This is a genomic window from Rhodococcus sp. NPDC004095, assembly GCF_053604015.1.
In genome coordinates this window covers 1-13,664 of sequence record NZ_JBSGGS010000022.1, presented here as the reverse complement: position 1 = coordinate 13,664, position 13,664 = coordinate 1, and the positions used below count along the sequence as shown (strand labels likewise).

Below are 13,664 nucleotides of genomic sequence, written 5' to 3'. Positions count from 1 at the left end.
CCGGCGACTTCAGCGCAGCGACCCCGGCAACACCGGCCGGGAGCTGCGCAGTTCGTCGTTCCGGTAACCCCACTTGTGCGTGCCCACCGGTCGCAGATTCATCGTGTGCGCGATGCCCTGCCCGGCGAGCACCGATCCCGTCGTCGCCGGGCAGACGAGGGAATCGAACTCCCCGGACACGCCGGTCTCCATAGGCGGGTCGGCGAGCAGCTGCGCGCCGGCGACGGCGTTGCCCCCGTGCGCGCAGTCGATCGGTCGCGGCAGCTCCCGAGTGAGAAATGTCTCGTAGGCCGGCCTGCCCGTCACCGGATCCGCCGCCTGCCAGTCGGTGTGGGTGTGCGCGCCGCCGACCGACGGCACCACGTTGACGTTCTCGGCCGCGGCGACCGAGCGGGCGGCGGTACGGAATCGGGTTCGCATGGAGCTCCTCGGGTCCGGTTGCGAACATCCAACCACCCGAATGCCGACTCGGCCCGCCGACTCACCGCGGCCAGGCCGCTCGGCTGGGCGACCGGTCCCACTGACGGGTCGCAGTGTTCCTGTCCCCCGCCTCCGGCCCCGACGGCCGGAGGCGTCGACGTCGCGGCCCACCGGCCGCAATCGCGGTGGGCCCGCCCTCGAGCCGCTACCGTTCTCCCTCGTGGTGAGCGCGAACGGCGGGGAGAACCGCGGCCAGTGGTGGCAGCGACCGAACATCGATTCGACCGTCGGAGCGACCCGGCTCGAACGGTGGGAACGGCGAGCCGAGTGGCCCCTCGCGCTGGTCGCTCTCACGTTCCTGGTCGCCTATTCGGTGCAGGTACTCGCTCAGCCCCGCACGTGGACGGACGCGGCACTGGACGTCGTCGTCGTCCTCTCCTGGGCGGTGTTCGCCGTCGACTACGTAGTCCGACTGACCCTCGCGCCCGACCGCGGACGCTGGTTCGTACTCCATCTCGTCGATCTCGCAGTGGTGGCGCTTCCCCTGTTGCGTCCGCTGCGGATGCTGCGCCTGCTGGTGCTGGTTGCGGCGTTGCAGCGGGCGCTCGGCGGCGCCATCCGGGGACGCGTCGTCGTCTACACGGTCAGCAGCGCGGTCCTGTTCATCTATGTCGCCTCACTGGCCATGCTGGAATCCGAACGCGGACACCCTGACGCCGTGATCTCGTCGTTCGGCGAGGCGCTGTGGTGGTCGATCACCACCGTCACCACGGTGGGTTACGGCGACTACGCGCCCGTCACCACGAGTGGCCGGATCATCGCGGTGCTGCTGATGGTCGGCGGGATCAGCCTCATCGGTGTGGTGACGGTGACCGTCGCGTCGTGGATCGTGCAACGGGTCGCCGAGGAGGACGACGGCAACCGCGCCGCGACCGCACAGCAGATCACCTCGCTGCACGCCGAGATCGCCGAACTGCGCGACGCGGTGCGCGCCCTCACCGCCGGCGGGGGCGACCCGAGCGCCCTGCACGCGAACGGGGACCGCGAGAAGGCCCCGGTCCGCCCCTGAGGCGCGAGCGTCCCCAGGGGCGGATGGGGCCGGAGGATCACAGGGCGCGCGGATGCGCGCCGGCCCACACCTCGCGCAGGGAGCCGATGGTCACGAGGGTGTAGATCTGCGTGGTGGTCACGGACGCGTGCCCGAGCAATTCCTGCACGACCCGGACGTCGGCACCACCGTCGAGGAGGTGCGTGGCGAACGAGTGCCGCAGCGTGTGCGGGGAGACGCCGTCGGCGAGACCGACCCGGTCCGCCGCCGACCGCAGCACCTGCCAGGCGCTCTGCCGGGTCAACCGGCCTCCGCGGGAGTTCAGGAACACCGCGGGACCGCCCCGGGAGACGAGTGCGGGCCGCCCGCGCACCAGATACGCCTCGAGCGCGGCGAGGGCGGGGCGGCCGATCGGAACGATGCGGTCCTTGCCGCCTTTGCCACGGAGCAGCACGGCCCGGTCGACGGCATCGATGTCGTCGAGGTCCAGCCCGACGGCCTCCGAGATGCGGGCGCCGGTGGAGTACAGCACCTCGAGCAGCGCCCGGTCCCGCAGGGCACGAGGCTGGTCCCCGGCGTCCTCCCCACCGGTGGACTCGATCAGGGCGAGCACCTGGTCGACGGGTAGCGATTTCGGCAGTCGCCGGCTCGGGGACGGCGGTTTGACGGCGTGCGCGACGTCGGCGCGGGTGTATCCCTCGGCGGTGGCGAACTTGTGCAGCCCACGGACCGCGATCAGGGCCCGGGCCGCGGACGCGGGCGCAAGCGGGCGGACGCCGTTCCCGGAGTCGCCGCGGCGCAGCACCACGACGAAGTCGGTGATGTGCCGTTCGGCGACCCGGTCGAGGTCGTCGATGCCACGGGACGTGAGGTACTCGCTGTATCGCTCCAGGTCGCGGCGGTAGGACGACAGGGTGTTCTTGGCCACCCCACGTTCGACCGCGAGGTGGGCCAGGTACCCCCCGACCTGTTCGGCGAGCACGTCAGGCGCCGTGCCTGCGCCGGTCCAGTGCGGTGGGCCGGTCCACCCAGGCGGCGTCGGTGGGACGACCGACGACGTCCGCACCGTCGCGGGCACGGGCCGCGGCGAGCGCCAGGATGCCCGACAGTGCGGTCGCGTTGACGATCTCCCCCGACAGGGCGCGCTCGACCGTCTCGGCGACCGGGACCCGCACTATCTCGAGGTCGGCCTCCTCGTGTTCGGGGTCGGGCCGGTCCACTTCCGACAGGCCCGTCGCCAGGTACACGCGGATCGCCTCGTCGGTGAATCCGGGTGAGACGGCCACGTCGACAAGCACCGACCAGTGCGCGGCCGCCAGCCCGGTCTCCTCGACGAGTTCACGCCGGGCCGCGTCGACGGGGTCCTCCCCCGCGGCGTCGAGGAGACCGGCGGGCAGTTCCCAGAGCCGGCGCCCGAGGGGATGCCGATACTGGTTGATCATCACGAGCCGGTCCTGGTCGTCGACCGCGACCACCGCGACCGCGCCGTGGTGTTCGACCACTTCGCGGCTCGCGATGGTGCCGCCCGGCATCGCGACCTGGTCCACCCGCAACGCGACGATCGCACCCTCGTAGACGGTGCGGCTGGCGAGGGTGTCGAAGTCGTGTTCTCCCGGGCGGCTCATCGCCGGATCAGCCGGCGCTGGGGGCGTCGGCGGCGGCGGCGGTCTCGACCGTCTCGACGGCGTCCTCGGGGTGCACGTCGACCTCGAGCCGCTCGGCGGCCTTGTACTTCAGGGCCGCCCCGACGAACGCCGCGAACAGCGGGTGCGGGCGAGTGGGCCGGCTCTTGAGCTCCGGATGTGCCTGCGTCGCAACGAAGAACGGGTGCTTGTCGGCCGGCAGTTCGACGAACTCGACGAGGTGCCCGTCCGGGGAGGTGCCGCTGAACTTCAAGCCGGACTTCGCGATCCGGTCCCGGTACGAGTTGTTCACCTCGTAGCGGTGACGGTGCCGCTCGGACACGGTTTCGGAACCGTACGCGCGGGCGACGACCGAGCCCTTGTCCAGCACCGCCGGGTACGCGCCGAGGCGCATGGTGCCACCGAGGTCGGCTTCGCCGGCGACGATGTCCTCCTGGTCGGCCATCGTGGAGATGACGGGATGCTTGGTGTCGGGCTCGAACTCGGCGGAGTTGGCGTCGGTCAGCCCCACCGAGCGGGCGGCCTCGATCACCACGGCCTGCAGGCCGAGGCACAGCCCGAGCAGCGGGATGCCGCGGGTGCGGGCGTAGGTGATGGCGCCGAGCTTGCCCTCGATCCCGCGGATGCCGAAGCCGCCGGGGATCAGCACCGCGTCCACCTCGCCGAGCGCCTCCTGGGCGCCGGCCTCGGTCTCGCACACGTCCGACGGCACCCAGTCGATCTCGACCTTGGCGCGGTGCGCGAATCCACCGGCACGCAGTGCCTCGGTGACGGACAGGTAGGCGTCGGGCAGGTCGACGTACTTGCCGACGAGAGCGACGCGCACCGTCTCGCGCGGGTTGTGGACGCGCTCGAGCAGGTCGCCCCACACGGTCCAGTCCACGTCCCGGAACGGCAGGCCGAGCTGACGCACCACGTAGGCGTCGAGGCCCTCGCTGTGCAGCACCTTCGGGATGTCGTAGATGGACGGGGCGTCCGGGGTGGAGATGCAGGCGTCGACGTCGACGTCGCACATCAGCGCGATCTTCGCCTTCAGTGCCTGCGGCACGTCCCGGTCACAGCGCAGGATCAGTGCGTCCGGCTGGATGCCGATGTTGCGCAGCGCCGCCACCGAGTGCTGGGTGGGCTTGGTCTTGAGCTCACCGGACGGGCCGAGGTACGGCACCAGCGAGACGTGCAGGAAGAACACGTTGTCGCGGCCGACGTCGTGGCGCACCTGGCGGGCGGCCTCGAGGAACGGCTGCGACTCGATGTCGCCGACGGTGCCACCGATCTCGGTGATCACGACGTCCGGTTCCTGGCCCTGCGCGTCCGGGCCCGCCATCGCGAGGATGCGGGACTTGATCTCGTCGGTGATGTGCGGGATGACCTGGACGGTGTCGCCGAGGTACTCGCCGCGGCGCTCCTTGGCGATCACCGAGGAGTACACCTGCCCGGTGGTCACGTTCGCGAACGCGTTGAGGTCGCGGTCGAGGAACCGCTCGTAGTGGCCGACGTCGAGATCCGTCTCCGCCCCGTCCTCGGTGACGAAGACCTCACCGTGCTGGAACGGGTTCATGGTGCCCGGGTCGACGTTGAGATAGGGGTCGAGTTTCTGCATCGTCACCCGCAGTCCACGGGCGGTGAGCAGCTGCCCGAGGCTGGACGCCGTCAGGCCCTTGCCGAGCGAGGACGCGACGCCCCCGCTGACGAAGATGTGCTTGGTGGCGGTACGCGTGTGACTGCGTGACAGTGGCAAGAAGGGCTCCCGTGACGACTTGCAGGACTTGATCAATGGTAGAGCTGGGGCCTGCCGACCCACGGGTCTTCACGGTAACACCTGTGCGCCGGAACCTCCGCACCGCGCGCCGCTTCCCGCAATTTCACGATGGGTCGCCGTGTGACGCTCAGCCGATCGGGGCTCCGACCGTGACGGCCGTCGCATTCGGTCCGGTGCCGTAGCGGCCGGACCCGCCCCCGAGCTGTTCCTGGAGGGCGAGCACGGTGGTGATCCGGCCGGATTCCCGGTCCGCGTTGTCGACGGTGCTCACTCCCGCGGACAGTGCGGTGTCGGAGCGGACGACGGCGATCGGACCGTTGCCGTGGGCTGCGTCGGAGCGGCCGACGAGGACGGTGCCCGCGCCGCGGCCGTCCAGTGCGCCCGCGAACCGGGCGACGATCGATCCACGGTTTCCGCCGTCGCCCGCGTTGCCTGCGCCGGTGAGGACCACTGCGAGCTGCGCGGGCGCCACCGAGCCGTTGTCGTACGCGACGAAGCCGCCGGCCCGCAGCGCGTCGAGCGCCAGTGCCAGCTCCTCGGGCGTGCTCTGCGGCTGCGCGGACTGCGCGTTGAGCAGCAGCACCGATCCGAGCAGGTCGCCCGCGAGGCTCCCCTGGTCGACGGCCCCGGTTCGCAACTGGATCCCGGCGGGGATCACGTTGGTGACGGTGGTACGCAGCTGGTCGCCGTTGGCCGCGTCGACGAACGCCTCGGTCAGCGCGACCCGGCCGGTGACGGTGCCACCCGCGGCGCCGATCAGCCGGGTGACCCCGTCGAGGTCGCCGGGGTCGGCGTCGGGGGTGGTCACGACGACGACGGTGCGTTGCGCGAGCGTGTCGCGCACCACCCGGCCGGCGACCGCGGAGTCGAAACCGTCCGCCGCGGAGAGCTGTTCACCCAGTTGGTTGTTCGTCTCGTGCAGGTCGTTGATCTGGTTCTGCAGTTCGGACTTGTCGTCCCGCATCCCCGACAACAGGGAGTCGGAAAGGGTGCCCGATCCGAGCACCACACCGATGGCCAGGGCCAGGAAGATCGCCGCGATCGAGATCGCGTGTTGACGCGCAGAGATCACTTGAAGAGCCCCTGCACCCAGAGCGCGAAGCTGTTCCACGTCTGCACGGCCCAGTCGAGGGCCTCGCCACCGATGTTCGACACCACCAGTGCCACGATCACCGCCGTCAACGCGGCCAACACGAGCAGGGCGATCGCGGCGCCGGAGACCCGGCTGCGGTACAGGGTCGCGACGGCCTTGGCGTCGACCAGCTTCGGCCCGACCTTGAGGCGGGTCATGAACGCGGCCGGGTTGGCGTCCCGCCGGCCACGGTCGAAGAACTCGTCGAGCGAGACCGTGCTGCCGACGGTGACGATCAGCGACGCGCCGTGATGATCGGCGAGCAGCAACGCCAGGTCGGCGGGAGCGCAGGCAGCGGGGAACGTCATCGCTCCGATACCGAGGTCCTGGATGCGCTCCAGGCCGGGCGCGTGCCCGTCCGGGTCGGCGGGCAGAACCACCTCGGCACCCGACTTGAGGGTGTCCGCGGTGACCTCCTCCGGGTCGCCGACGATCAGGTCGGGCCGGTAACCGGCGGCGGTCAGGGCGTCCGCGCCCGCGCCGACACCGACGAGAATCGGCGAGTACTCCTTGATGAACGGCTTGAGGTTCTTCAGGTCCTGTGCGTGGTCCGGGCCGTCCGCGACGACCACAACGTGCCGATCCCGCAGATCGACGTCGACGTCGGGCACCCCGACCCCGTCGATCAGCAGGGGACTCTCGGTGCGGATGAACTCGATGGTGTTGCCGGAGAACGCCTCGAGGTGGTCGACGAGGCCGGTCTTCGCCTCGATCATCAGGTCGGAGATCTCCGCCTCCGACTGCTCGACCCCAGTCACCAGGCGGCGTTCACCGGTGTAGACGCCGCCGTCGTGCAGACGGACCTTGGCCCCGTCCTTGACCTTCTTGAACGCCTCTTCGCCAACGGAGTCGACGAGGACGATCCCGTTGGCGACGAGCACCTCGGGGCCGAGGTTGGGGTACCTGCCGGAGATCGACGGGGAGACGTTGACGACGGCGGTGACGCCGGCCTCCACCAGCGTGTCGGCGGTGATCCTGTCCAGGTCGAGTTCGTCGAGGACGACGATGTCGCCGGGGCCGACGCGGCGAAGCAGCTTCGCCGTGTTGCGATCAACCCTGGCGATGCCGGTGACTCCCGGCAGCGATTCGGTGTTTCGTGACAACAGAGCGGGCATCTTCATGCCCACGATGATGACGCCGACACGTCCCGCCGTTCGGGAGGCGCGCCGAGTCTCTTACCTCACTTTTCACTCGTACACCACCAGCGACACGGCTGCAGGCGCCGCGAACCTGTCACATGTTGCGCGTGACGGCCTCAGGAGTTCCGCTCGGCACCCGCCGTCGCGAGCAGTTCCTCGGCATGCGCGCGACCGGTCTCGGTGTCCCCTAGACCTGCGAGCATCCGTGCGAGCTCCCCCACCCGTTCGTCGTCGGTGAGGGTGCGCACTCCGGAGTCGGCACTGCGCTTTCCGTCCACCTTGTCGACCACCAGGTGGGTGTCCGCGAACGCCGCGACCTGCGGCAGGTGCGTGACGACGATGACCTGGTGGGTGCGTGCCAAGCGGGCCAGCCGCCGGCCGATCTCGACCGCCGCGCGGCCGCCAACACCCGCGTCGACCTCGTCGAAGACCATCGTTGCGCCGGACTGCGCACCGGCGAGCACGACCTCGAGCGCCAGCATCACCCGGGACAGTTCACCTCCCGAGGCACTCTTGCCGAGTGGCAGCGGCGCCGATCCGCTGTGTGCGGCGAGCCGGAACTCCACCTCGTCGACACCGGCCGATCCGGCGTGCAGCAGGCGTCCGCCGACCTCGAGCGGGGCCGAGTCCTCCGCGGTCGCAGGTACCGGGTGCACGGCGATGTCGAGTTTCGCCTTCCCCATCGCGAGCCCGGCGAGTTCTGTGGAGACGGCCTTGCCCAGCTTGACGGCGGCCTTCGCCCGGGCCTTGCTCAGCGCGTCCGCGGCGACGGCGAGCGCCCCGGCGGCCTCGTCGACGCGGGCCGCCAACGCGGCGAGGGCGTCGGCGGACACGTCGATCCGGCCGCGCCGCTCGCGCGCCTGCGCCGCCCATTCCAGAACACCGTCCACGTCGGCGGCGTACTTGCGGGTCAACGTCTTCAGCTCGGCCTGCCGGCTCAGCAGGGTGTCCAGCGCACCCGGGTCCGAGGGCAGGTCCTCGAGGTAGCCCGTCAGGTCCGAGGAGACGTCGGTGAGGATCGTGATCGCCTCGGCCAGCCGCGGCGCCAGGACGGTCAGCGCCTGGTCCTCGGACGACTCGACCCGGGACCGGGCGTCGCCGAGCAGGTCCAGGGCACCGGCAGCATCGGACGCCATGTCCGCGCCGAGGTCGGCAGCGCCGACGAGCGCGGCCTGCGCCGCGGCGGCCGCGGACCGCAACGAGTCCAGGTCACCGAGCCGGCGAACCTCCGCGACGATCGCGGCGTCCTCACCCGGTTGGGGGTCGACGGCGTCGATCTCGTTGAGCGCGAACTCGAGCCGGTCCACCTCCTGCGCGAGTTCGCGACTGCTCCGGGTGCGTTCGTCGAGTTCGGTGCGTGCCTCCAGCCAGCGCGCCCGCAGGTCCCGATATTTGTCGAGCAGGGAACCGATTGTGGCGCCGCCGAATTCGTCGAGAGCCTGGCGCTGCTGGTCGGGTCGCTGCAGCCGCAGCTGGTCGTTCTGACCGTGGACGGTCAGCAGCGGGGTGGTCAATTCGGCGAGCGCCCCGGCGGGAACGCTGCGGCCCCCGAGATGGGCGCGGGAGCGCCCGTCCGCACCAACGGTCCGAACCGCGATGACGGTGCCGTCCTCGTCGCGTTCGGCTCCGGTGGACTCGAGCAGACGATCGACCTCGGCCGCCGCCTGGGCTCCGACGTTCGTCGTGGCGAAGCGGCCCTCGACCACCGCCCGCTGCGCGCCGACCCGGACCCGACCGGCATCGGCGCGGGCGCCGCTGAGCAGGTGCAGGCTCGTCACGACCATCGTCTTGCCCGCGCCGGTCTCACCGGTGAGCACGGTCAGGCCCTCATGGAACTGGGCTCCGGCCTTCGAGATCGCGCCGAGGGAGTCGATGCGGATTTCAGTGAGCACGCCTGCTGTCCCCTTCCCCACGGCCGCCGCGGCCCCGCCATCCCCGCACCGGCAGATCGAACTTCCGCACCATCCGGTCCGCGAACGGCGCCGAGTCGAGGCGGATCCACTTGACCGGGTCTGCGCCCCGCACCACCTCGACACGTCCGCCCGCCGGCAACGACAGGGTGCGGCTGCCGTCGCAGAACACCAGCCCGTCGTGGCCTCCGGAGAACGTCTCGACCGCGATCAGCGACTCCGGGCTGGTGACCATCGGCCGGGCGAAGAGCGCATGGGCGTTGCTCGGAATCACCAGCAGCGCTTCGAGTTCCGGCCACACGATCGGGCCACCGGCGGAGAACGCATACGCCGTCGATCCGGTCGGTGTCGACACCAGCACGCCGTCGCAGCCGAACGACGACACCGGCCGCCCGTCGACCTCGAGTACCACCTCGAGCACCCCGAGCCGGGAGACGTTCTCGATGCTCGCCTCGTTCAGCGCCCACCCACGGTCGACGATCACGTCGTCCACCCGGACGGCGATGTCGATGGTCATCCGGCGCTCGACGCGGTACTCCTGCCGCACCAGGTGTCCGAGCGCCTCCTCCAGATGCTCAGCCTCCGTCTCGGCGAGGAACCCGATCCGGCCCAGATTGATGCCGAGCACCGGAATGTCGGCCGCCCGGGCCAGGTCGGCGCCGCGCAGGAACGTGCCGTCGCCGCCGAGCACGAGAACCAGTTCGCACCCCTCCGCCGCGGCGGGGCCCGGCGGGACGACGGTCAGGCGCACGCCGTCGAGGTCCGCGCGGGCGGGCTCGACCGCGAGCGGCGGAGTGGTGTGGTCGGCCTCGGAGGCAAGCACCCGCAACCCGATCCCGGCCTCGGCGAAGACCCGCGCGATCCGTCGGGTGGTGTCGGCGATCTCGGTGTGGCCCGTGTGCGCCACGACGAGGATCTCGCGCCCGGCGGCGGTGCCGCCCGCACGCCCGCCGGCGGTGCCGCCCGTACCTTCGGCGCCCGTCACTGGGGACCCTCCTCGACGGCCTTCCGGACGAGGGCCTCGACGTCCTCGGCACCCGGTCCGGCCTGCTTGCGCAGCCACAGGAAGAACTCGACGTTGCCGGACGGTCCGGGTAGCGGGCTGGCGACCACTCCGAGGGTGCGCAGTCCCAGTTCGTCCGCCGCACGCGACACCTCGAGCACGGCCTCCGCGCGAAGGGCGGGGTCTCGGACCACGCCACCGGATCCGACCCGCTCCTTGCCTACCTCGAACTGAGGTTTGACCATCGGCACCAGGTCGGCGCCGTCCGCCGCGCAGGCGACGAACGCCGCCAGCACCAACTTCAGCGAGATGAACGACAGGTCCGCGACCACGACCTCGACCTGGCCGCCGATCTGTTCGGGTTCGAGGGAACGCACGTTGGTCCGGTCCACGACGGTCACGCGATCGTCGGACTGCAACCGCCATACCAGCTGGCCGTATCCCACGTCGACGGCCACGACCCGGGCCGCGCCCCTACTGAGCAGGACATCGGTGAATCCGCCGGTGGAGGCGCCGGCGTCGAGACAGCGTTTACCGGACACCGACAGTCCCTGCGGTTCGAACGCCTCGAGTGCGCCGAGCAGTTTGTGCGCGCCGCGCGACGCCCAGGAGACCTCGTCGGTCTCCTCGGTGACCAGCAGCGGTGTCCCGGCCTCGACACCGGTGGCCGGTTTGACGGCGACCGACCCGTTGATCAGGACCCTTCCGTCCGCGATCAGTTGAGCCGCATGTTCCCTGGAGCGAGCCAGACCCCGCCGAACCAGTTCGGCGTCGACTCGTGCACGCCTGGCCACCTCAGATCTTGTCCACTGTCGCCAGCGCCTGCACGAGTACGTCGTGCGCACGCTCGAGAATGTGTGCCTGCCGGGGTATCGCCTGATGACCGTCCGGCATGTCGCTCGCGGTCAGGCCCGCGAGGAGCGAGTCGACCTCGGCGTGAATCTGTGCGGGGTCGACGGTCGGTGGTGGACCCGGTAGGTGCTGGCCGGGCTTGGGTGTCGGCGTACTCATCGCCGACAACGCTAGTCGATCGACGCGACAATGCGCGCCTCGCGCCCGCAAGCGATTCTCACCCCAGGTACGGGTGAGATGCACTCACAGGTGCGGAGCGCCCCGTACCTCGGTCACCTCGGGAGCCGCCCAGGCCGCGGCCAACGCGGCACGCAGGACGGTCGCCTCCTCGACAGACGCCGACGGATCCGTCCGAACGGTGAGTGTTGCGCCGTCCAACGACACCGACACGTGCGGGTGCGGAGCGATCGCAAGGGACTCGGGGGCCTCGTCGAGCGACGCCAGCGAGTACGCAAGGTAGGTCGGGCGCTGCGACGGCGGCGCCGTCACCAGGTCGAGGGGCGTGCTGACACCGGTCAGCACGAGCAGGGAATCGAGCCCGGCGGCGTTGGCGCCGGCGATGTCGGTGTCGATCCGGTCCCCCACCACGAGTGGACGGCCGGCCGCGCTGCGGCGAACGGCATCGTCCATCAGCGGACGCGCCGGCTTGCCCGCGACATCGGGTTCGCACCCGGTCGCGGTACGCACCGCCGCAACCATCGAACCGTTCCCGAGGCAGAGCCCACGCTCGGTGGGCAGGGTGGTGTCGACGTTCGTCGCCACCCAGTACGCGCCGGCGCGGACGGCCAGTGTCGCCTCCGCGAGCATCCGCCACCCGGTGTCGGGCGAGTGGCCCTGCACGACCGCGACCGGCGCATCGTCGAAACTGCGCACCGGATGCAGGCCGACGACGCGGACCTCGTCGGCGAGGGCCTCGGTGCCCACCACGAGCACCGGCGAACCGGGGGGTACTCGGTCCGCGAGCAGACGCGCGGCCGACTGTGAACTCGTGACGACCTCGGATTCCGTTGCAGGGAAACCGAGTTCGTTGAGATGCCCGGCGACCTGGGCGGGACTACGGCTGGCGTTGTTGGTGACGTAGAACAGCCGCGGCCCGCCGTCGACGACCAGAGCCTCCCGTGCACCGGGGATCGCGTGCGGGCCGGCATACACCGTGCCGTCCAGGTCCAGGAGCAGCACGTCGTGCCGCTCCCGCAACGTCATTTCACTCACTGGTCGCCGGACAGTTCGGCAGCACGCTCCTCGGCATCGGTGTCGCCGTCGAGGTCGGCGGCAGCCGAGTTCAGGAACCACTTCAGGCCGTCCTCGCGGCGTCCGGCCGCAACCAGTGCGTCTGCGTAGGCGTAGAAGAGCCGCGCCGCGGTCGGACCGGACTTCGACGCATCCAGTTCCGGGGTCTGCAGCGTGACCACAGCCTGGTCGAACTGGCCGAGGTCCATCCTCGCGCCGGCGACGACGATCCGAAGCTCGGTGGCCTCGTCACCCTTCAGCGCGCGGGCCTCCTCGCTGCGGCCGAGCTCGATGGCCCGCTCGGGGCGGCCGAGGCCGCGTTCGCAGTCGGCCATCACGGCGAGCAGACCCGGACCACCGGCCATACGTCGGGCAGCCCGCAGTTCGGACAGGGCTTCCGCCCATTCGCCGGCGTGGTAGGCGACGATGCCCGCGGTTTCGCGGACGACCGCGACACGGCCGGCGCGTTGCCGGGCGGCGCGGGCATGCGCGAGCGCCAGCTGCGGATCGTCCTCGAGCAGCTTGCTCGCCATCACCAGGTGCCGGGCGACCGTGTTCGCATTCGACTTGTCGAGGCTGAGCAGGTCACGCCGGACCGCGGGATCGAGCTCGCCGGCCTGGATGTCTTCGGGCAGGTCCGGCTCGTCGGGACGCGGTGCACGCCGTTCAGGAGATGCGCCGCCGTCGCGAGGCCGCGGCGCGAAACCGCCCTCGCCGCCGCGTCGCTGCGGGCCTCCACTGCGGCGGTCCCCACCTCGGCGCTCACCGCCACCGCGACGATCCTCGCCGCCACTGCGATCGCCTCGGTACTCGCCGCCACGATGGCCGGAGCCGGGATCGCTGCGTCCTTCGCCGCGGTATCCGCCGCCGCGATGTTCACCGGAACGCCGATCGTCGCCGGCACGCCGATCGTCCCGCCCGCGGTATCCACCGCCGGAACGCTCACCACCAGATCGCCGATCGTCGCCGCCGCGGTATCCACCGCCACGGTGCTCACCGGAACGCTCACCACCGGAACGCCGATCGTCGCCGCCGCGGTATCCACCGCCACGGTGCTCACCGGAACGCTCACCACGGCGATCGTCGCTGCGCCGTTCACCACGCTGTTCTCCGCCGCTGCGGAAACCCCCGCCCTCTCGGCGGTCACCGCCACCACGATGTTCGCCACCGCGGCGATCGTCACCACGGTGACCACCACGGGGTCCGTCACCGCCACGACCTGCACTGCTCTGACCGTCTCGCCGTTGCCCGTCCTGCCGATGGCCGCCGCGAGCGTTCCCGCCCTGCGAGGCGCCACCGTGACGCCGATCCGGATCACCGTTTCCATACGGACGGCGATCTTCGTTGTTGTCCACCACAACATCTCCTTCGAAGACAACACTGGCATGACCATGAAAACACGAAAGGGGACCCAGTAGAATGGGTCCCCTTTCGGATGTTATGTACGGCGGTGTCCTACTCTCCCACACCCTGTCGAGTGCAGTACCATCGGCGCTGGAGGGCTTAGCTTCCGGGTTCGGAATGGGAC

The 13,664-nt window shown here is 70.9% G+C and carries 13 protein-coding genes and 1 rRNA gene; 1 reads left to right on the top strand and 13 read right to left on the bottom strand.

From position 1 onward, the window contains the following. Positions 1-9: 9 nt before the first annotated feature. A complete protein-coding gene (locus tag ACWEPG_RS26935; RefSeq protein WP_452595752.1) occupies positions 10-420 on the bottom strand; it encodes a hypothetical protein in 411 nt (136 codons plus the stop codon). A 274-nt stretch (positions 421-694) separates the two neighbouring features. Between ACWEPG_RS26935 and ACWEPG_RS26930 the strand changes: the two genes are divergently transcribed. Then, positions 695-1,489, top strand: coding sequence for a potassium channel family protein (locus tag ACWEPG_RS26930; RefSeq protein ID WP_452595775.1), 795 nt, complete (start codon positions 695-697; stop codon positions 1,487-1,489). 37 nt (positions 1,490-1,526) lie between these two features. Here ACWEPG_RS26930 and xerD read toward each other — a convergent pair whose 3' ends face one another. The 12 genes from xerD to rrf all read right to left on the bottom strand — a co-directional run. Then, positions 1,527-2,450 (bottom strand): site-specific tyrosine recombinase XerD, encoded by a 924-nt coding sequence (gene xerD / locus ACWEPG_RS26925; protein WP_450116300.1) that lies wholly within the window; start codon positions 2,448-2,450, stop codon positions 1,527-1,529. A gap of 1 nt (position 2,451) precedes the next feature. Further along, positions 2,452-3,093: an NUDIX domain-containing protein gene (locus tag ACWEPG_RS26920; protein WP_450116299.1), complete on the bottom strand. Its 642-nt coding sequence runs from the start codon at positions 3,091-3,093 to the stop codon at positions 2,452-2,454. A 7-nt stretch (positions 3,094-3,100) separates the two neighbouring features. After that, on the bottom strand, positions 3,101-4,849 hold the full coding sequence (locus ACWEPG_RS26915) for a CTP synthase (protein WP_450116298.1): 1,749 nt from the start codon (positions 4,847-4,849) through the stop codon (positions 3,101-3,103). A 148-nt stretch (positions 4,850-4,997) separates the two neighbouring features. Then, the gene (locus ACWEPG_RS26910) at positions 4,998-5,942 is read right to left on the bottom strand and encodes a copper transporter (protein ID WP_450116297.1); all 945 of its coding nucleotides are present in this window, start codon (positions 5,940-5,942) and stop codon (positions 4,998-5,000) included. After that, on the bottom strand, positions 5,939-7,123 hold the full coding sequence (gene steA, locus ACWEPG_RS26905; protein ID WP_450116296.1) for a putative cytokinetic ring protein SteA: 1,185 nt from the start codon (positions 7,121-7,123) through the stop codon (positions 5,939-5,941). The genes ACWEPG_RS26910 and steA overlap by 4 nt, the downstream gene beginning before the upstream one ends. Before the next feature lie 134 nt (positions 7,124-7,257). Next, positions 7,258-9,033, bottom strand: a complete 1,776-nt coding sequence (recN, locus tag ACWEPG_RS26900; RefSeq protein WP_450116295.1) for a DNA repair protein RecN — start codon at positions 9,031-9,033, stop codon at positions 7,258-7,260. Beyond that, a complete protein-coding gene (locus tag ACWEPG_RS26895) occupies positions 9,023-10,036 on the bottom strand; it encodes an NAD kinase (RefSeq protein WP_452595751.1) in 1,014 nt (337 codons plus the stop codon). The genes recN and ACWEPG_RS26895 overlap by 11 nt, the downstream gene beginning before the upstream one ends. After that, the gene (locus ACWEPG_RS26890; protein WP_452595750.1) at positions 10,033-10,848 is read right to left on the bottom strand and encodes a TlyA family RNA methyltransferase; all 816 of its coding nucleotides are present in this window, start codon (positions 10,846-10,848) and stop codon (positions 10,033-10,035) included. Before ACWEPG_RS26890 ends, ACWEPG_RS26895 begins: the two co-directional genes overlap by 4 nt. A 1-nt stretch (position 10,849) precedes the next feature. Beyond that, complete coding sequence (locus ACWEPG_RS26885; protein WP_450116292.1) at positions 10,850-11,065, bottom strand: hypothetical protein; 216 nt, start codon at positions 11,063-11,065, stop codon at positions 10,850-10,852. A gap of 84 nt (positions 11,066-11,149) precedes the next feature. Beyond that, positions 11,150-12,109, bottom strand: a complete 960-nt coding sequence (locus tag ACWEPG_RS26880; protein WP_452595774.1) for an HAD-IIA family hydrolase — start codon at positions 12,107-12,109, stop codon at positions 11,150-11,152. A 5-nt stretch (positions 12,110-12,114) separates the two neighbouring features. Continuing rightward, on the bottom strand, positions 12,115-13,491 hold the full coding sequence (locus ACWEPG_RS26875; protein ID WP_452595749.1) for a hypothetical protein: 1,377 nt from the start codon (positions 13,489-13,491) through the stop codon (positions 12,115-12,117). Between the two features lie 87 nt (positions 13,492-13,578). After that, positions 13,579-13,664, bottom strand: a 5S ribosomal RNA gene (gene rrf / locus ACWEPG_RS26870); the annotation flags it as partial.

Coding starts and splice junctions, on each gene's coding strand:
- ACWEPG_RS26935 (WP_452595752.1), bottom strand. CDS start 420: ATGCGAACCCGATTCCGTACCGCCGCCCGCTCGGTCGCCGCGGCCGAG.
- ACWEPG_RS26920 (WP_450116299.1), bottom strand. CDS start 3,093: ATGAGCCGCCCGGGAGAACACGACTTCGACACCCTCGCCAGCCGCACC.
- steA (WP_450116296.1), bottom strand. CDS start 7,123: ATGAAGATGCCCGCTCTGTTGTCACGAAACACCGAATCGCTGCCGGGA.
- ACWEPG_RS26885 (WP_450116292.1), bottom strand. CDS start 11,065: ATGAGTACGCCGACACCCAAGCCCGGCCAGCACCTACCGGGTCCACCA.
- ACWEPG_RS26880 (WP_452595774.1), bottom strand. CDS start 12,109: ATGACGTTGCGGGAGCGGCACGACGTGCTGCTCCTGGACCTGGACGGC.